General features: G+C 73.0%; 14 protein-coding genes. 3 read left to right on the top strand and 11 right to left on the bottom strand.

Annotation, left to right across the window (positions count from 1 at the left end; all coding sequences use genetic code 11):
• Window positions 1-338 precede the first annotated feature (338 nt).
• Window positions 339-1289, bottom strand: a complete 951-nt coding sequence (locus ABZ659_RS00340; protein WP_360211869.1) for a 2-hydroxyacid dehydrogenase — start codon at window positions 1287-1289, stop codon at window positions 339-341.
• 76 nt (window positions 1290-1365) lie between these two features.
• Between ABZ659_RS00340 and ABZ659_RS00335 the strand changes: the two genes are divergently transcribed.
• Entirely contained in the window at window positions 1366-2364 is a 999-nt protein-coding gene (locus tag ABZ659_RS00335) for an aldo/keto reductase (RefSeq protein WP_360211867.1), read from the top strand.
• A gap of 144 nt (window positions 2365-2508) precedes the next feature.
• The gene (locus ABZ659_RS00330) at window positions 2509-3684 is read left to right on the top strand and encodes a PQQ-dependent sugar dehydrogenase (protein ID WP_360211865.1); all 1176 of its coding nucleotides are present in this window, start codon (window positions 2509-2511) and stop codon (window positions 3682-3684) included.
• Window positions 3685-3741: 57 nt separating this feature from the next.
• On the opposite strand, the gene ABZ659_RS00325 is transcribed toward ABZ659_RS00330, so the two are convergent.
• From ABZ659_RS00325 to ABZ659_RS00305, 5 genes are all read right to left on the bottom strand, one after another.
• Window positions 3742-6873, bottom strand: a complete 3132-nt coding sequence (locus ABZ659_RS00325; RefSeq protein WP_360211863.1) for an AAA family ATPase — start codon at window positions 6871-6873, stop codon at window positions 3742-3744.
• Window positions 6870-7043, bottom strand: coding sequence for a hypothetical protein (locus ABZ659_RS00320; RefSeq protein WP_360211861.1), 174 nt, complete (start codon window positions 7041-7043; stop codon window positions 6870-6872). The genes ABZ659_RS00325 and ABZ659_RS00320 overlap by 4 nt, the downstream gene beginning before the upstream one ends.
• A 371-nt stretch (window positions 7044-7414) precedes the next feature.
• On the bottom strand, window positions 7415-8032 hold the full coding sequence (locus tag ABZ659_RS00315; RefSeq protein WP_360211859.1) for a hypothetical protein: 618 nt from the start codon (window positions 8030-8032) through the stop codon (window positions 7415-7417).
• A gap of 35 nt (window positions 8033-8067) precedes the next feature.
• Window positions 8068-8643 (bottom strand): GNAT family protein, encoded by a 576-nt coding sequence (locus ABZ659_RS00310; RefSeq protein WP_360211857.1) that lies wholly within the window; start codon window positions 8641-8643, stop codon window positions 8068-8070.
• Window positions 8618-10858 carry an MMPL family transporter gene (locus ABZ659_RS00305; RefSeq protein ID WP_360211855.1) on the bottom strand — a complete coding sequence of 747 codons (2241 nt, stop codon included), beginning with the start codon at window positions 10856-10858 and terminating at the stop codon, window positions 8618-8620. Before ABZ659_RS00305 ends, ABZ659_RS00310 begins: the two co-directional genes overlap by 26 nt.
• A gap of 265 nt (window positions 10859-11123) precedes the next feature.
• Here ABZ659_RS00305 and ABZ659_RS00300 point away from each other — a divergent pair, with 265 nt between their 5' ends.
• Window positions 11124-11903, top strand: coding sequence for a methyltransferase domain-containing protein (locus tag ABZ659_RS00300; protein ID WP_360211853.1), 780 nt, complete (start codon window positions 11124-11126; stop codon window positions 11901-11903).
• A gap of 58 nt (window positions 11904-11961) precedes the next feature.
• Here the strand turns inward: ABZ659_RS00300 and gatB are convergent, their stop codons facing one another.
• From gatB to ABZ659_RS00275, 5 genes are all read right to left on the bottom strand, one after another.
• Window positions 11962-13476 carry an Asp-tRNA(Asn)/Glu-tRNA(Gln) amidotransferase subunit GatB gene (gene gatB / locus ABZ659_RS00295; protein ID WP_360211851.1) on the bottom strand — a complete coding sequence of 505 codons (1515 nt, stop codon included), beginning with the start codon at window positions 13474-13476 and terminating at the stop codon, window positions 11962-11964.
• 16 nt (window positions 13477-13492) lie between these two features.
• Complete coding sequence (locus tag ABZ659_RS00290) at window positions 13493-13732, bottom strand: hypothetical protein (RefSeq protein WP_360211849.1); 240 nt, start codon at window positions 13730-13732, stop codon at window positions 13493-13495.
• Window positions 13729-15228: an Asp-tRNA(Asn)/Glu-tRNA(Gln) amidotransferase subunit GatA gene (gene gatA / locus ABZ659_RS00285; RefSeq protein WP_360211847.1), complete on the bottom strand. Its 1500-nt coding sequence runs from the start codon at window positions 15226-15228 to the stop codon at window positions 13729-13731. Before gatA ends, ABZ659_RS00290 begins: the two co-directional genes overlap by 4 nt.
• Before the next feature lie 6 nt (window positions 15229-15234).
• Window positions 15235-15531 (bottom strand): Asp-tRNA(Asn)/Glu-tRNA(Gln) amidotransferase subunit GatC, encoded by a 297-nt coding sequence (gatC, locus tag ABZ659_RS00280; protein WP_004925108.1) that lies wholly within the window; start codon window positions 15529-15531, stop codon window positions 15235-15237.
• Between the two features lie 159 nt (window positions 15532-15690).
• Window positions 15691-18021, bottom strand: coding sequence for a bifunctional diguanylate cyclase/phosphodiesterase (locus tag ABZ659_RS00275; protein WP_360211845.1), 2331 nt, complete (start codon window positions 18019-18021; stop codon window positions 15691-15693).
• Window positions 18022-18062 lie beyond the last annotated feature (41 nt).

Raw genomic sequence — 18062 nt, 5'->3', positions numbered from 1 at the left:
GTCCGCACCGGTACGGACCCTGGCGTCCGCCGGTGGCCGGGTGAGGGCCGCGTCTGCGCGCGGCCGTGCGCCAGGGTCGTCGTCGGCGGTCCTGCCGCTTCGGATCGTTGGTCCATAGGCCGTGCATCGCCCGTCGCCCCCCTCGCAGTCTGAAATGTCCATCCCCGGCGCCGAACGGGTCACGGCGCAACCCCTGTCCGGACGATACACCAGTCTCGTCACTCAGGGACATAGCTTCTCTACGCTCCGTGACCATGGATGGGAACACGGGAACGGACCGCACCCGAAGGGTTGCGGACCGTACCCGAAGCGGATGGTCCGACCGCCGCGTCCCGCGCCTATCCGTCCATTGCGCCCGTCGTAAGGATCACGTTGCCCAGCGGCTCCCGGTTCAGAAAACGTTGCAGCTGGGCCACCAGGAGCCGCTGGGCGCGCGGCAGGAACGCGGACGTGGGCCCGCCCACGTGCGGGCTGATCAGCACGCCCGGCGCACGCCAGAGCGGATGGTCGGCGGGCAGCGGCTCCGGGTCGGTCACGTCCAGGGCCGCGGTGAGGCGCCCGCTCTCCAGCTCGGCGAGCAGCGCCTTGGTGTCGACGACCCCGCCGCGGGCCACGTTGACCAGCAGCGCGCCGTCCTTCATCCGGGCCAGGAACTCCGCGTCGACGAGGTGCCGGGTGGCCTCGGTGAGGGGCGTGGAGAGCACGACGACGTCCGCCTCGGGGAGCAGCGCGGGCAGTTCGGTGAGCGGGTGCACCGGCCCGCGCGCCGTGGTGCGCCGGGAGCGCGCCAGGCGCGCCACCCGCGCGAGCTCAAAGGGCGCGAGCCGGTCTTCGATGGCGGCGCCGATGGAGCCGTATCCCACGATGAGGACGTTCTTGTCCGCGAGCGCTGGCCGGAAACCGCCGCGCCACTCCCCCCGGTCCTGTGCCCGTACGAAGTCGGGGATGCCGCGCAGGGAGGCGAGGATCAGCGCCAGCGCCAGCTCGGCGGTGCTGGCCTCGTGCACCCCGCGCGCGTTGCAGAGCAGGACGCCGGGGCGCAGGTGCCGCAGCCCCGGCAGCACGTGGTCGACGCCCGCGGACAGCGTCTGCACGACCCGCACGGAGCGCATGGCGGGCAGCGGCCGTACGCCGACGCCGACGGGCTTCATGTAGGGAACGGTGTAGAAGACGCAGTCGGCGGGGTCCGCGGGGAACTCCTCGGCACCGTTCCAGAACAGGTAGTTCGGCCCCTCCGGGAGCCCCTCGATCTCCTCCGGCGGGATGGGCAGCCACACGTCAGCAGTCATGGCCAGGAGGCTATGTCAGGCCCGCGCGGGCGCAGAGGTTAGGTTGGGGGGCCAGCAGAGGGAGGGTTACGGCCAGGTGGAGCGCAGGACGATCGGCGCGGCGGCGCTCTCGGTGGGGGCCGTCGGACTCGGGTGTATGCCGATGAGCTGGGCGTACAGCACGTCCCGGCAGCGGGGCGACGAGTCGGTCCGGGCGGTGCACCGGGCTCTCGACCTCGGCGTGGACCTGCTGGACACCGCCGACATGTACGGCCCGTTCACCAACGAGCTGTTGGTGGGGCGGGTGTTGAAGGAGCGGCGCGAGGACGCGTTCGTGTCGACGAAGGTCGGGCTGCTGGTGGGTGAGCAGCACATCGTCGCCAACGGCCGTCCCGGCTACGTCCGGCGGGCCTGCGACGCGTCCCTGCGGCGGCTGCAGACCGACGTCATCGACCTCTACCAGCTGCACCGCGCCGACCCCGAGGTGCCGGTCGAGGAGACCTGGGGCGCGATGGCCGAGCTGGTGCGGGCCGGGAAGGTGCGGTCGTTGGGGCTGTGCGCGGTCGGCGCGCGCGGCGGGCGGCGGTCCGGCGCGCGGCTGCACGACACCACGATCCGGCAACTGGAGCGGGTGCAGCAGGTGTTCCCGGTGAGCGCGGTGCAGGCGGAGCTGTCGGTGTGGTCCCCGGAGGCGCTGGACGCGCTGTTGCCGTGGTGCGCGGCGCGCGGCGTCGGCTTCCTCGCCGCGATGCCGCTCGGCAACGGCTTCCTGACCGGCACCCTGACCCCGGGCGAGGGGTTCGAGCCGGACGACATGCGCGCCCGCCACCCCCGCTTCACCGCCGAGATGATGGCCGCGAACCAGCCGATCGTCGCCGGTCTGCGCCGCGTGGCCGCCCGCCACGGCCCGGACGTCACCCCGGCCCAGGTGGCCCTCGCCTGGGTCCTGGCCCAGGGCGACCACGTGGTTCCCGTCCCGGGGACGAAGCGGGAACGCTGGGTGACGGAGAACGCGGGGGCGGCGGGGATACGGCTGACGCCGGAGGATCTGGAGGCGGTGGCGGGACTGCCGGGGGCGCAGGGGTCGTGGGAGTGACGCGGGGCGGGGGCGGGGCGCGCGGGGCCCGGTCATGAGCGGGCCGGGGGTCCGGCCCTGGTTCGGGTTCCGGTGATCGGGAACCTGGGAGGCGCGGGCGGTGTATGACAAGGAGAACCCGCCGGGGGACCGCGTCGAAGGGACATGATCGTGCTACGTCGAGTTGTGCCGACCGTGCTGGCCACGGCCGCCCTCCTGCTCACGGCCGGCTGCTCCGGCGACGACGGGGGAGGGGGACCGCCCTTCGGCGGGAGCCCGCCACCGGACCGAACGGCGGCGGGGGCCTCGCCGTCCGGGCAGGCGTCGGCGGAGGAGACCCCGCCCGCTAAGGGCTCGGCCAAGGTCGTGCGGACGGTCGCCGAGGGCCTGGACAGCCCGTGGGGCCTGGCCGTCCTGCCGGACGACGACCTGCTGGTCTCCTCCCGCGACGAGGCGACGATCACCCGGGTCGACACGGAGACCGGCAAGAAGACCGTGCTGGGCGAGGTGCCCGGCGTCTCCCCGGCCGGTGAGGGCGGTCTGATGGGCCTGGCGCTCTCCCCGGACTACGCCTCGGACCACATGGTCTACGCCTACTTCACCTCGGCCTCCGACAACCGCGTCGTACGGATGCTCTACGACGCCGAGAGGCCGTCCGGCGAGCAGTTGGGCGCCCCGGACACGGTGTTCAGGGGCATCCCGAAGGGCTTCATCCACAACGGCGGCCGGATCGCCTTCGGCCCCGACAAGATGCTGTACGCGGGCACGGGCGAGAGCGGTGAGAAGGGCCTCTCGCAGGACAAGGAGTCCCTGGGCGGCAAGATCCTGCGGCTGACCCCGGAGGGCGAACCGGCGCCGGGCAACCCGTTCGACGGCTCACCGGTGTACTCCTACGGCCACCGCAACGTCCAGGGGCTGGCCTGGGACAACCGACAGCGCCTGTTCGCCGCGGAGTTCGGCCAGGACACCTGGGACGAGCTGAACGCGATCAAGCCGGGTGACAACTACGGCTGGCCGGAGGCGGAGGGCAAGTCCGACGAGCCCGGTTTCCACGACCCGATAGCCCAGTGGCCCACCGACGACGCCTCCCCCAGCGGCATCGCCTACGCCGAGGGCTCCATCTGGATGGCGGGCCTGGGCGGCGAGCGCCTGTGGCGCATCCCGTTGAAGGGCACGGTGGCCTCGGCCGACCCGCAGTCCTTCCTGGAGGGCGAGTACGGCCGACTGCGCACGGTGGCCACCGCGGGCGGCGACAGGCTGTGGCTGATCACCAGCGAGACGGACGGCCGGGGCTCCCCGGAGAACGGGGACGACCGGATCCTGGAGGTGCGGGTGAGCTAGCGGACCACCGTTACCGCTCCCCCGCCCCTCGCCGTTCCGCCACCCCGCACGGTCCCGTCATCGCGCGGCCATCCGGTCGTCCGCACCGGCCGGGAACAGCCCCAGCCGGTGCGCCACCGCCGCGGCCTCCCCCCTCCCGGAGACACCCAGCTTGGCGAGGATGTTGGAGACATGGACGCTGGCGGTCTTGGGCGAGATGAACAGTTCCTCGGCTATCTGGCGGTTGGTGCGGCCCGCCGAGACCAGCCGCAGGACGTCGCGCTCACGGCTGGTGAGGCCGAGGGCGGCGACCGGGTCCGCGGCGGGCGCCGGGCCGGGGTCGACGGCGGGGCGCAGGGCGAGGCGGGCACGCTGGGCGAGCTGGGCGGTGGCCTCGGCGAGGGGCCGGGCGCCGAGGTGCGCGGCGACGGCGTGGGCGAGGCGCAGGAGTTCCGTGGCGCGGTCGCGGTCGTCCTCGGTGCCGGGGGTCCGGCCGGGGGCGGAGGTGAGCAGGGCCTCGGCGAGGCGGTAGCGGACGCGGGCGAGGTCGTACGGCCGCTCCAGCTGCTCGAAGGCGCTGACCACCGGTGACCAGAGGTCGGCGGTGGCGGTGCCCTGGGCGCGCCGGAGTTCGGCCCGGACCCACTGCTCGTGGGCGAGCCAGATGGGGGCGTCGGTGGTGAGCGTCTTGACCGTGCCGAGAAGACGGTCGAGGAACTCCTCACGGCCCGGCTGGGCGGCGGGCAGGGTGCGGGTGTCGGCTTCTGCGGTGGCGGCGGCCAGCAGCAGGGACCAGCCGTAGCGGTGGGTGCCCAGGGGCACCCCGCAGTCGAGGGCCTCGGTCACCACCGCGCGCAGGTCGGGGAGGCGGCCCTCCGCGGCGGCGATGCCCGCGACGATCCGGGCGAGCGGGAGCCGCTGCTGGGGCATGGGGTCATGGGAGCCGAAGTAGCCGCGGGCGGCCTGGAGCTGGCGTTGGGCCTCGGCGACGTCGCCACGGGAGAGGGCGACATGGGCCAGGCACATCGCACCCATGCCCTGGGGCTTGGCGCTCTGGCCCCGGCGCAGCGCGTTCGTCGCGGCCTCGACGGACGCCTCCCAGTCGCCCAGGGAGTACAGCGAGTCGGAGAGGTTGCCCCACACCCAGGCCTCGGCGTCCAGCTGGCCGTACTTGCGGGTGTAGTCGACACCTTCGCGCAGCAGGGCGGCGGCTTCCTTGGAGCGGCCGACGGATTCGAGTTCGGAGGGGAGGTTCACATAGGCGCGGCCCGCGACGCCGACGATGCCCTCGGCCAGGGCCTGCTCCATCGCCTCCCGGGTCTGGGCGAGTCCGGCCTCGTGGTCGCCGGAGTCGACGACGAGGCCGCCGAGGGTGACACGGGCGCTCAGTTCGATCTCGCGGGCGCCGATCATGCGGGCGTACTCCACCGCGCGTTCGGCCGCGGCGAGGGCGTCGGGGCCCGGGCAGTGCAGCATCGACCAGTTGGCGGCGTTGGTGAGGACCTCGGCGTGCACCTCGGAGGGTGGCAGGCCGCGCACCAGGTCCTGGGCGATGCCCAGTTCGCGCCAGCCGTCACCGCGGGCGAGGGCCTGGACGAGGCGGGAGCGCTGGGTCCAGAACCAGGCGGCGCGCAGCGGGTCGGCGTCGTCCTCCAGGAGCCGTAGCGCGCGCTTGGTGATCTTCAGGGCGCGTTCCCGCTCCCCGCAGAGCCGTCCGGCGACGGCGGCCTCGGCGAGCAGGTCGAGGTGGCGCAGCGGGGTGGTCGCCGGGTCGCAGCCGCAGGGCGGGTAGCCCTCGGTGTAGTCGGCGGGGCGCAGGGTGGCGCGGACCTCCTCGGGGGCGCTGTCCCACAGTTCCATCGCGCGTTCCAGGAGCCCGAGTTGCTCGGCGTAGGCGTGGCGGCGGCGGGCGGCGGCGGAGGCGTCCAGGACGGCGGGGAGGGCCTTGGCCGGGTCGTGGGCGTGGTACCAGTAGCTGGCCAGCCGGGTGACGCGCTCGTCCGCGGGGACGAGTGTGGGGTCGGCCTCCAGGGCCTCGGCGTACCGCCGGTTGAGGCGGGAGCGTTCACCGGGGAGCAGGTCGTCGCTGACGGCCTCGCGGACCAGGGAGTGCCGGAAGCGGTAGCCGTCGCCGCTGGGCGCGGCGAGCAGCAGGTTGGCGCCGACGGCGGCGCGCAGCGCCTCGATGAGGTCGTCCTCGGAGAGCCCGGCGACGGCGGCGAGCAGCCGGTACTCGACGGTGGACCCGCCCTCGGCGACGATCCGGGCGACCCGCTGGGCGCTCTCGGGCAGCGCCTCGACCCGTACGAGGAGCAGGTCGCGCAGGGAGTCGGTGAGGCCGGTACAGCACCCCTCGTGGGCGGCGACGGCGAGTTCCTCGACGAAGAAGGCGTTGCCGTCGGAGCGGTCGAAGATGTCGTCGACCTGGGCGGGGTCGGGTTCCTCGGCGATGATCCCGGCGATCTGGCGGGCGACTTCGGCGCGGTTGAAGCGGGCGAGTTCGATCCGGCGGACGGTGCGCAGCCGGTCCAGTTCGGCGAGGAGGGGACGCAGCGGGTGGCGGCGGTGGACGTCGTCGGAGCGGTAGGTGGCGAGGACGACGAGGCGGCCGGTGTGCAGGGTGCGGAACAGGTAGGCGAGGAGGTGGCGGGTGGAGGTGTCGGCCCAGTGCAGGTCCTCCAGGGCGACGACCACGGTGCGGTCGGCGGCGGCCCGTTCCAGGAGTCGCGCGGTCAGTTCGAAGAGGCGGGCCATGCCCTCCTCGTCGTGGCGTCCGGTGGGCGCCTCGCCGAGTTCGGGGAGGAGCCGGGAGAGTTCGCCTTCCTGGCCCTCGGCGGCGGCGGCCAGTTCGTCGGGGAGTTCCCGGCGCAGGGCGCGCAGCGCGGTGGAGAACGGGGCGAACGGCAGTCCGTCGGCGCCGATCTCGACGCAGCCGCCGACCACGACGACGGCGCCCGCGTGGCAGGCGGTGGCGGCGAACTCCTCGATCAGGCGGGACTTTCCGACGCCCGCCTCACCGCCCACCAGCAACGCCTGCGGCTCGCCCGCGGTGGCGCGGGCGAGCGCGTCCTGCAAGGTGCTCAGCTCTGCGGTGCGGCCGACGAACACGGGGCTGACTGACCTGGTCTCCACAGCCGAGAGCATCGCACGGGGGTCTGACAGCGCGGCACCGGTTTTCTCCCGGTGCGGTGTGCGGCCGACCGCGGTCATGCGGTGCGCGGGAAACGGAGCCGCCTGGCCCGCCCCGTATGGCTCTCGCTCTCGGCGGTGCTTGGTACGGCGTCGCGGCGGGCGCGGAGCACCTGGCGGGCCAGCCGCTCCTGCTCGGCGCGGCGGAGCAGTTCGGTGGCGCGGAGCTGGTGGAGGTCGTACTCGTGCATGGCTTCTCCCGGTCTGGAGGTGGGTTTCGGTTTCGCCGTCTGGCGATGCCTCAACCTTCGTCTCCAAGGCGGGTGGGCCGCATGGGGAGAGTTCCGCATCTTCCGCGGGGGCGGGGCCTTAGATGCGGTGCGGGGCCTCAAGCCGGTGCCCTAAGCCGGGGGCCGGGGCCTTAGTCAGGTGCGCCGCGCCTGCCTGGGTGCGGGCCCGCCGACGAGGAGCCGTCGTAGGGCTGCACCCGCTACCCCGAGGGCAAGGAACCCCAGCACGTGGGCGACGCGTGGGAGACGGGCTGGGAGACCCACTCGGTCGACGGGAACGGCGGGGTCGTCGAGGTTCCCGGCGCCTGAAGGCCGCCCCGCGCGGTCGTGCCTCAGCCCGTGGCCGGGAGCCCGAGCAGGACGTCCGTGTACTTCAGTACGGCCAGCAGCAGGCCGATGACACCGAGCGAGACGCCCGCCCAGGCGACCGACTTGATCCACGGCGCCTGCGGCCGGCCGGGGACGCCGAACGCGGGCCGGGCGAGGACCACCACGCCGACGACCAGCGCGGCCAGCGCGAACAGTCCGGCCCACAGGGCGTTGGCCTGCCAGGCGTCGCCGTAGCCGCGCCGGACCATCTCGGCGACGTCGGACGACTGCGAGGTCTCCAGTTGGCCGATGAGGGACTGGCGGGCGGAGGCCACCGTGCCGACCCAGCTGCCGGTGAGCGAGACGACGCCGAGCGCGGCGGCGACGACGGCACCCGCGCCCTGCCCGACACCGGAGGCGGCGCCGGAGGTACCGGAAGCGGCCTCGGGAGCGCCGTCCTCGGCGGCGGCGTCGGCTTCCGTCGCGTCATCCCCGTCGGCCGCCGAGGCGGCGGTCGCCCCGGTGGTCACCGTCTCGGTGGCCGCCTCGCCGACGGTGTCGGTGCCGGTCTCGGTGCCGGTCTCGGTGCCGGTCTCGGTGCCGGTCTCGGTGCCGGTCTCGTCCTCAGTTTTCGTACCCATGCCCCGCACCGTACGGACGCTGTCTGAGAGCCGTCTTAATGATCGCTGTGCGCGGCACGCGCGCGTGCGGCACGCCACTCCGGCGCGAGGACGGCCCAGATCTCGTAGTCCTGCCGGCCGCCGTTCCAGGGGTGGCTCTGCCGCAGGACGCCCTCCCGGGTCATGCCGAGCCGCCGTGCGACGTTGATGCTGGGCGTGTTCCCGGACGCGGCGTGCCACTCCACGCGATGCAGCCCGCGGTCGTCGAAGGCCCAGTCGATCAGGACGCGCGACGCCCGCGTGACGAGTCCCCGCCCGGCCGCCGCGGGCTCCAGCCAGCAGCCGATCTCACAGCACCCGGTCGCGGCGTCGAGGGAGACGAACAGCACACCGCCGACGAGGGTGCCGTCCAGCCAGATGCCGTGGATGGAGCCGCGGTCGGCGGCGCGCTTGTCGGCGTACGCCTGGATGACCCCCCGCGCGGAGTCGACGTCGGTGGCCTTCGCCCCGAACGGGACGTGCTGGTTGATGAACTCCCGCCCCCGGTCGAGGTGGGCCAGGAACTCCTCCGCGTGCCAGGGTTCCAGCGGGCGCAGTTCGGCTCCGTCATCGTCCAGAGGTATCGCGTACATCCGGCTGCCGCTCCTTCTCGAGTACGTCCACGACGTCCGAGAGCCTCTCATGATCGGTACGGGCGGTACGGCACTCGGGCGGCTCGATGCTGATGCGCGGCATCCGGCGGTCCAGCCAGTCCGGCAGCCACCAGTTGGCGCCGCCGAGCAGGTGCATCAGGGCGGGCACCAGCAGCGTCCGCAGCACGAAGGCGTCCAGGGCGACGGCGGCGGCGAGCGCGATGCCGAACATGGCGATCACGCGGTCCCCGCTGAGCACGAAGGCCAGGAAGACCGAGATCATGATCACGGCGGCGGAGTTGATGACCCGGCTGGTCTCGGCGAGCCCGACGCGGACCGCGCGCCGGTTGTCGCCGGTCTCCAGCCACTCCTCGTACATCCGGCTGACCAGGAAGACCTGGTAGTCCATGGAGAGCCCGAAGAGGACCGACACCATGATCACGGGCAGGAACGGTTCGATGGGGCCGGCGCGGCCGAGGCCGAGCAGGTCGCTGCCCCAGCCCCACTGGAAGACCGCGACGACGATTCCGAAGGCGGCGGCGACGGCGGCGACGTTCATCGCGGCGGCCTTGAGCGGGATGCCGACCGACCGGAAGGCGAGCAGGAGCAGCAGACAGCCGAGGCCGATGACGACGCCGACGAACAGCGGCAGTTTGCCGACGATGACGTCCGCGAAGTCGTCGTAGCCCGCCGTGACGCCTCCCACGTGCAGGTCGAGGGAGGTGCCGGACTCGGCGCGCGGCAGCACCTCGTCGCGCAGCCGTTCGACGAGGTCGCTGGTCTGCTGCGACTGCGGCGAGGACTCCGGTACGACGGTGAGGTACGCGGTGTCGGCGCCGGAGTTGTAGACGACCGGGGTCACCGACGCGACACCCTCGGTGGTGCGCAGGGTGCTGTCGAGGTTGTCCAGGGCGAGCCGGTCGGAGCCGCCGTGCACCTGGGTGACGAGGGTGAGCGGCCCGTTCACACCGGGTCCGAAGCCGTCGGCGAGCAGGTCGTACGCCTGCCGGGTGGTGGAGGTCTGGGGGTTGTTGCCCTGGTCGGAGGTGCCCAGGTGGAGCGAGAGCGTGGGCAGGGCGAGCAGCGCCATCCCGGCGAGGGCGAGGGCGCCGAGCTTTTTTGGGTGCCGCTCCACGAAGGCGGACCAGCGCGCGGCGAACCCGGTGGGCAGCTCCGGCTCGGGTCCGTGGTGGGTGAGGCGGCGGCGTTCGCGGCGGCTGAGCGCGCGCGTTCCGATGAGGGACAGCAGGGCGGGCAGCAGGGTCACGGAGGCCGCGACGGTGAGGACCACGGTCAGCGAGGCGGCGATGGCGACGCCGTTGAGGAAGCTGAGTCGCAGGATCAACATGCCCAGCAGGGCGATGCACACCGTCGCACCCGCGAACACCACGGCACGCCCGGTGGTGGCGACGGCGTTGGTGACCGACTCGGTGACGCCGAGCCCGCGTTTCAGGCCGCGCCGGTGCCGGGTGACGATGAACAGGGCGTAGTCGATGCCGACGCCGAGCCCGATCAACATGCCGAGCATGGGCGCGAAGTCGGCGACGGTCATGAAGTGCCCGAGCAGGACTATCCCGGCGTAGGCCGTGCCGACGCTGACCAACGCGGTGGCGACGGGCAGCAGGGAGGCGGCGAGCGAGCCGAAGGCGAGGAACAGCACGAGGGCCGCGACGACCACGCCGACCGCCTCGGCGAGGTGTCCGCCGGAGGTCTCGGTGAGCCCTATGGCGCTGCCGCCCAGCTCCACCTGGAGCCCGTGGCCGTCGGCCGCTTCGGCGGTGTCGACCAGGGCCCGCGCCCGACCCGCGTCGACGTCCCTGGCCTGGTCCTCGAAGGTGACCGTGGCGTAGGCGGTGCGGCTGTCCGCGCTGATCTGGGCGGTGCTCCGGCCCTCGTAGGGGCTGCTGACGGCGGCGATGCCGGGCAGTTCGGCGATCTGGTCCAGGGTGCGGGTCATCGTCTGTTCGACGTCGGCGGCGCGGACGGTGCCGGAGTCGGTGTGCCAGACCACGCGGTCGTTGTCGCCGCCGAGGCCGGGGAAGCCCTGCTGGAGCAGCTCGCCCGCGCGGCCGGACTCGGTGCCGGGCACGTGGTAGTCGTTCGAGTACGCCGACCCCGCGACGGAGGCGGCGGCGGTCACCCCGCCGAAGGCGAGCAGCCACAGCAGAACGGCGACCAGTCGGTGCGTGACGCACCAGCGTGCGAGGACTGCCACGTGCCAGCTCCCAAGGTGACTCTTGTGATCTTTGACCGGGAACAGCCGAACAGTCGTCCATGCACTGAAAGCCCGCAAAGAACGCTTGAGCGATGCACCGCCACTCTTGCAGTTGAAAATGATCCTTTGTGGCATTCGTGGGCTGATTCACAAGAGTGGGAGACCGTTCACAGGACAATCAGGTGAACTTCTCAGGTCACCGGAGCCGATCGCCGCCCACCGAAACCAGGTGCGGTGCCGCACGGGCCACTGTTACCGTCCGCGCGTGCCCGACGACCTCACGCAGCGCCTCACCCACCCCCGCTACCCCCGCAGCAGCGCCTACGACGCCCGCTGGACCATCGAGAACCAGATGGGCCCGCACGCGCTGTGGCTGCTGGAGTGGCTCGCCCCGGCGCTCGGCCTGGACGCCCTGCCCCCGGGCGCCCGCGTCCTCGACCTGGGCTGCGGACGCGCCATGACCTCGGTCTTCCTGGCCCGGGAGTACGGCGTCCAGGTCACCGCCGCCGACCTGTGGATCAAGCCGGACGACAACGCCGGGCGCCTCGCCGAGGCCGGGGTCGCGGACCGCGTGCTGCCGGTCCTGGCCGAGGCCCACGACCTGCCCTTCGCCGAGGGCACCTTCGACGCGATCGTCTCCGTCGACGCGTACCAGTACTTCGGCACCGACGACCTCTACCTGCCGACGCTGGCCCGGCTGCTCAAGCCCGGCGGGCGGATCGGGGTGGTCGTCCCGTCGGTGCGGGAGGAGATCGACGGTACCGAGCCGCCGGAGCCGTTGGAGCCGTTCTGGGAGCCCGCCTTCTGGTGCTTCCACTCCCCCGACTGGTGGCGGCGGCACTGGACCCGCGGCGGCGCGGTGCGGGTCGAGGCGGCCGACTGGCTGACCGACGGCTGGCGCGACTGGCTGCTGTGGAGCGAGGTGTGCGCCGAGGAGAGCCCGAGCGAGTTCATGGCGGGTATGGCCCGCGAGTCGGCGGAGATGCTCCGCGTCGACCAGGGCGCGAACCTGGGGTTCGCGCGGGTCGTGGGACGCCGTGGCTGAGCGCACGCGAAGGGGCCGCACCGATGCCGGTGCGGCCCCTTCGGCGTAAGGACCGGGGTCAGCCCTCGCTGACGCCCAGCTTCTGCAGGATCAGCTCCTTCACGCGGGCCGCGTCCGCCTGCCCGCGGGTCGCCTTCATCACCGCGCCGACCAGCGCACCGGCCGCGGCCACCTTGCCGCCGCGGATCTTGTCCGCGACGCCCGGGTTCCCGGCGATGGCCTCGTCGACGGCGGCACCGAGGGCGCTCTCGTCGGAGACGACCTTCAGACCGCGCTTGTCGACGACCTCGTCCGGCGTGCCCTCGCCCGCGAGGACGCCCTCGATGACCTGGCGGGCCAGCTTGTCGTTCAGGTCGCCTGAGGTCACCAGCTCGGCGACCCGGGCCACCTGCGCCGGGGTGATCGCCAGCTCGTCCAGCGCCTTGCCGGACTCGTTGGCGGTGCGGGCCAGCTCGCCCATCCACCACTTGCGGGCGGACGCGGCGTCGGCACCGGCGTCGATGGTGGCGACGATCGGCTCCAGCGCACCGGCGTTCAGGATCGCCTGCATGTCGGTGCCGGAGACGCCCCACTCCTCACGGAGCCGGTTGCGGCGCACCAGCGGCAGCTCGGGCAGCGCGGACCGGATCTCCTCGACCCACTCGCGCGAGGGGGCCACCGGCACCAGGTCGGGCTCCGGGAAGTACCGGTAGTCCTCGGCCTCCTCCTTCACCCGGCCCGACGTCGTCGACCCGGTGTCCTCGTGGAAGTGCCGGGTCTCCTGGACGATCGTCCCGCCGTCGTTCAGTACGGCGGCGTGCCGCTGGATCTCGAAGCGGGCCGCGCGCTCCACGGACCGCAGCGAGTTCACGTTCTTGGTCTCGGAGCGGGTGCCGAACTTCTCGGTGCCCTTCGGCATCAGCGACAGGTTCACGTCGCAGCGCATCTGGCCCATCTCCATCCGGGCCTCCGAGACGCCGAGCGCGCGGATCAGCTCGCGCAGCTCACGCACGTACGCCCGCGCGACCTCCGGAGCGCGCTCCCCGGCACCGACGATCGGCTTGGTGACGATCTCGATGAGCGGGATGCCCGCGCGGTTGTAGTCGAGCAGCGAGTGCGAGGCGCCGTGGATGCGGCCGGTGGCGCCGCCGACGTGCGTCGACTTGCCGGTGTCCTCCTCCATGTGGGCGCGCTCGATCTCCACGCGGAAGGTCTCGCCGTCCTCCAGCTGCACGTCGAGGTAGCCGTTGAAGGCGATCGGCTCGTCGTACTGGGAGGTCTGGAAGTTCTTCGGCATGTCCGGATAGAAGTAGTTCTTCCGGGCGAAGCGGCACCATTCGGCGATCTCGCAGTTCAGCGCGAGTCCGATCTTGATCGCGGACTCCACGCCGGTCGCGTTGACGACCGGGAGCGCGCCGGGCAGGCCGAGGCAGACCGGGCAGGTCTGGGTGTTCGGGTCGGCGCCGAGGGAGGTCGAGCAGCCGCAGAACATCTTGGTGGCGGTGCCGAGTTCGACATGGACCTCAAGGCCCATGACGGGGTCGTAGGACGCCAGCGCGTCCTCGTACGACACCAGGTCGGTCGTGGTGGTCACGGTGAAAACTTCCCTCTCAGCCCAGCAGGACGTCGTCGTCGCCCAGCCGCTTCAGCTCGCGGTAGAGAAGGGCGAGGTTGGTCACGACGGCGGCGCCGGTCAGTACGGCGTCCAGCAGCCGCAGGGTGTCACTCTCGCCCCGGGCCTTCTTGATCTGCTTGTAGACACCGACGGCGCCGAACGCCGAGGTGGCCATCGAGACGTACAGACCGGACTTGGACTTCCTGAAGTCCTTGGCCTTGTTCAGTGCGCTCACAGCGACGGTGCCTCCTCCAGGAGCGGGTGCCCCCACTTTTCCACGAAGGCGGCCTCGACCGCGGCGCCGACCTTGTAGAGGCGGTCGTCCCGCATCGCGGGCGCGATGATCTGCAGGCCGACCGGCAGGTTGTCCTCCGGCGCGAGGCCGCAGGGCAGGGACATCGCGGCGTTGCCCGCCAGGTTGGTCGGGATGGTGCACAGGTCCGCGAGGTACATCGCCATCGGGTCGTCGGCGCGCTCGCCGATCGGGAAGGCGGTGGTCGGCGTCGTCGGCGACACGATCACGTCGACCTGCTCGAACGCCTTCTCGAAGTCCCGCGTGATCAGCGTGCGGACCTTCTGGGCGCTGCCGTAGTAGGCGTCGTAGTAGCCGCTGGACAGGGCGTACGTGCCGAGCATGACGCGGCGCTTGACCTCGGCGCCGAACCCGGCCTCGCGGGTCAGGGAGGTGACCTCCTCGGCGGAGCGCGTGCCGTCGTCGCCGGTGCGCAGGCCGTACCGCAGGCCGTCGAAGCGGGCCAGGTTGGAGGAGCACTCGGACGGCGCGATCAGGTAGTACGCCGACAGGGCGAGGTCGAAGGACGGGCAGTCCAGCTCGACGACCTCGGCGCCCAGCTCCTTCAGCAGCTCGACGGACTCGTCGAACCGCTGGATGACACCGGCCTGGTAGCCCTCGCCGCGGAACTGCTTCACGACGCCGACGCGCATCCCCGCGACGCTGCCGTTGCGGGCGGCCTCGACGACCGGCGGGACCGGGGCGTCGACGGAGGTGGAGTCCATCGGGTCGTGCCCGGCGATCACCTCGTGCAGCAGCGCCGCGTCCAGGACCGTGCGGGCGCAGGGGCCGCCCTGGTCCAGGGAGGACGAGAACGCCACCATGCCGTACCGCGACACCGCGCCGTACGTCGGCTTCACGCCGACCGTGCCGGTGACGGCGGCGGGCTGGCGGATGGAGCCGCCGGTGTCGGTGCCGATGGCGAGCGGCGCCTGGTACGAGGCCAGGGCCGCGCTGGAGCCGCCGCCGGAGCCGCCGGGGATGCGGGTGAGGTCCCACGGGTTGCCGGTCGGGCCGTAGGCGCTGTTCTCGGTGGAGGACCCCATGGCGAACTCGTCCATGTTGGTCTTGCCGAGGATGACCACGTCGGCCGCCTTCAGCCGCTTGGTGAGCGTCGCGTCGTACGGCGGGATCCAGCCCTCCAGGATCTTCGAACCGACGGTCGTGGGCACGCCCTCGGTGGTGAAGATGTCCTTCAGGGCGAGCGGGACACCGGCGAGCGGGCCGAGCTTCTCGCCGCGCTCCCGCTTGGCGTCCACGGCGCGGGCCTGGGCGAGGGCGCCCTCGCGGTCGACGTGCAGGAAGGCGTGCACCTTCTCGTCGACGGCCTCGATCCGGGCCAGGTGGGCCTCGGTGACCTGGACCGCGGTCAGCTCGCCGGAGGCGATCTTCGCGGCGGTCTCGGCGGCGGTGAGCTTGATGATGGGACTGTCCGTCATGGGGTGTTACTCCTCCCCCAGGATCTGCGGCACCTTGAAACGCTGCTGCTCCTGGGCCGGGGCGCCGGAGAGCGCCTGCTCGGGGGTGAGCGAGGGGCGGACCTCGTCCGGGCGCATGACGTTCGTCAGCGGGAGCGGGTGCGAGGTCGGCGGTACGTCTTGGTCGGCGACCTCGCTGACGCGGGCGACCGCGCCGATGATGTCGTCCAGCTGGCCAGCGAAGTGGTCAAGCTCTTCGGGCTTCAGCTCCAGACGCGCCAGCCGGGCGAGGTGGGCGACCTCCTCGCGCGTGATGCCAGGCATTCAGCGGTCCTCTGGGGTGAGTGTGTGTGGTTTGGGGCCCAATCCTATGGGGCGGGGGGCGGTGGCCGTGCAACGGCTTCCGCCAGGGCCGGAGGCTGGGAAACTCAGCCCCTCCGGCAGCCCCCGGGGAGGGGAACGGGCAAGGGCGGCGGAGGCGGACTACTCGTCGGCCGCCGACGCGGGCAACACGGCGGCGGGCCGCTGCCACCCCCGCGCCCCCCGCGCGAGCAACCACGCCGTCGTCTCGTCCGGCGGCATCGCCGCGGCGACCAGCCACCCCTGTACGGCGTCACAGCCCAGGTCCCGCAGCCGCTCCCAGGTCTCGTCGTCCTCGACGCCCTCGGCGACCACCAGCAGCCCCAGCGAATGCGCGAGGTCGACCGTGCACCGCACGATCTCCGCGTCCTCCGTGTCCACGGCGAGCCGCGCCACGAACGAGCGGTCGATCTTCAGTTCGCTCACCGGCAGCCGTCGCAGGTGCACCAGCGACGAGTACCCGGTGCCGAAGTCGTCCAGGGACATCTTCACGCCGTGCCCGGTGAGCCCGGCGAGGGTGTCGGCGGCCCGCTGCGGGTCCTCCAGCAGCACGTGCTCCGTTATCTCCAGCTGGAGCGCGCCCGCCGGGACCCCGTGCCGGGCCAGCCGCGCGGCCACGGAGCCCGCGAAGCCGGGGGTGTGCACGTCGCGCGGGGAGACGTTCACCGCGACCGGCACGAACAGGCCCTGCGCGCGCCACTTGGCGACCTGCCCGAGCGCCGTCTCCAGGACGTAGTCCGTGAGGTGCTGCATCAGCCCGGAGGACTCGGCGATCGCTATGAACTCGTCCGGCGGCACCCTCCCGCGCTCCGGGTGCACCCACCGCACCAGCGCCTCCAGACCGGCCACCTTGCCGTCGAACCGCACCTTGGGCTGGTAGTGCAGCTGCACCTCGTGCGCGTCGAGCGCCCGGCGCAGGTCGGCCAGCAGGCCGAGGCGGTCGGGGGTGTTGGAGTCGCGCTTGGACTCGTAGACCTCCACGCCCGTGCGGTCCCGCTTGGCCTGGTACATCGCCACGTCGGCGCGGCGCAACATGCCCTCGGCGTCGTCGGCGTGGTCGGGGAAGACGGCCACTCCGGCGCTGGCCTCCAGGACCAGGGTGAGGCCGTCGAGATCGAGGGGAGAGCTGAGTTCCGCGACGAGGCCGCGGGCGATACGGGTCGCGGACGTGGTGGAGTCGGCGACCGGCAGTAACACGGCGAACTCGTCCCCGCCGAGCCGCGCGGCCTCCGCGCCGCGCGGCAGCGCCAGCCGCAGCCGGTCGGCGGTCTGGAGCAGCAGCCGGTCACCGGCCAGGTGTCCCAGGGTGTCGTTGACCGACCGGAAGCGGTCGAGGTCGATCAGCATCAGGGCGGAGCGGGCGCCGATGCGTTCGGCGTCGTCGAGGGCGGTCCAGATGCGTTCGAGGAGCCACTGCCGGTTGGGCAGTCCGGTCAGCGGGTCGCGCAGTTGCTCCTCGGCGCGGGCGCGGGCCATCCACAGGGTGGAGTCGAGCGCGATGAGCGGGATGGCGAACAGCGGCAGCAGGATCGGCTTGGCGACGGCGACGACGCAGACCAGCGGCGCGATGCCGAGCAGCGCGACGGCGACCAGGCCCTGTCTGACCAGGGCGGAGCGGGCGATGGTCGGCAGTCCGTGGCCGGTGCGGGGCGTGTGCAGGTACCACAGCAGGGCGCGCGTGACCGCGAGGTAGGCCACCGCGACCAGGACGACGCCGGGGGCCGTGTAGACGGTCCAGGTCTCCGGCGGCCAGGGGCGCTCGACGGACGGCACCCGGCCGAAGGCGGCGAGGACCAGCGCGCCGGCGCCGATGCCGAGGATGTCCGCCGCGCCGTGCAGCACGCCCTGCCGCCAGCGGTGCCGCCTGGCGACGCCGACCAGCACGACGACGGTCAGCGAGACCATCCCGGCGGAGACCCAGCCGTACAGCAGCAGGACGGCGAGGGTGAGGGCGGCGCCGGAGCCGGTGCCGCCCCACCAGCGGGCGCGGCCGAGGGCGACGAGGTGACCGACGATGATGCCGGTGAGGACGGCGAGGGACCAGCCGACCGTGCCGGACGGGAAGAGCGCGTGGTTGCCGGTGAAGGCCCGCAGGAACCCGGCGCCGAGCACGAACGCCGCGGCGGCCACGACGGCCGCGGGCAGGGCGGGCCAGGACAGCTGGCGGTCGGCGTCGCCGTCCGGACCGGCGCCGTGGTGTCCGGCGGGGTGGCCCGCGCCGTGGTGTCCGGTGACGTGTCCGCCCAGACCGGGGTGGACCGCGCCCAGGCGTCCGGGCCCGGCGTGCCCGGGTCCGCCGTGTCCGGGCCGGACGTGCCCGGGTCCGGGGTACGGCGGTGCCGCTGCCGTACGGCCCTCCTCGCGGGTCCGCCACAGCGGGCGGCGGCCCGCACGCCACGCGCCCGCCATCCGGCGCAGCGTCGAGTCCGGCGCGGCGCTCTCGGTCGGTTCCATTCCCGTCCCTCTCACAGCCGGCGGTGCCCACGCCACGCGGC

It is taken from the genome of Streptomyces sp. NPDC006997 (genome assembly GCF_040635175.1).
Classification (GTDB): domain Bacteria; phylum Actinomycetota; class Actinomycetes; order Streptomycetales; family Streptomycetaceae; genus Streptomyces.
This window is presented reverse-complemented; position numbering and strand designations above follow the sequence as displayed.

What these genes read in the sequence shown, in the direction of transcription:
- ABZ659_RS00340 (WP_360211869.1), bottom strand. Translation starts at nt 1,289, where the DNA reads ATGACTGCTGACGTGTGGCTGCCCATCCCGCCGGAGGAGATCGAGGGG.
- ABZ659_RS00330 (WP_360211865.1), top strand. Translation starts at nt 2,509, where the DNA reads ATGATCGTGCTACGTCGAGTTGTGCCGACCGTGCTGGCCACGGCCGCC.
- ABZ659_RS00325 (WP_360211863.1), bottom strand. Translation starts at nt 6,873, where the DNA reads ATGACCGCGGTCGGCCGCACACCGCACCGGGAGAAAACCGGTGCCGCG.
- ABZ659_RS00320 (WP_360211861.1), bottom strand. Translation starts at nt 7,043, where the DNA reads ATGCACGAGTACGACCTCCACCAGCTCCGCGCCACCGAACTGCTCCGC.
- ABZ659_RS00315 (WP_360211859.1), bottom strand. Translation starts at nt 8,032, where the DNA reads ATGGGTACGAAAACTGAGGACGAGACCGGCACCGAGACCGGCACCGAG.
- ABZ659_RS00310 (WP_360211857.1), bottom strand. Translation starts at nt 8,643, where the DNA reads ATGTACGCGATACCTCTGGACGATGACGGAGCCGAACTGCGCCCGCTG.
- gatA (WP_360211847.1), bottom strand. Translation starts at nt 15,228, where the DNA reads ATGACGGACAGTCCCATCATCAAGCTCACCGCCGCCGAGACCGCCGCG.
- gatC (WP_004925108.1), bottom strand. Translation starts at nt 15,531, where the DNA reads ATGCCTGGCATCACGCGCGAGGAGGTCGCCCACCTCGCCCGGCTGGCG.
- ABZ659_RS00275 (WP_360211845.1), bottom strand. Translation starts at nt 18,021, where the DNA reads ATGGAACCGACCGAGAGCGCCGCGCCGGACTCGACGCTGCGCCGGATG.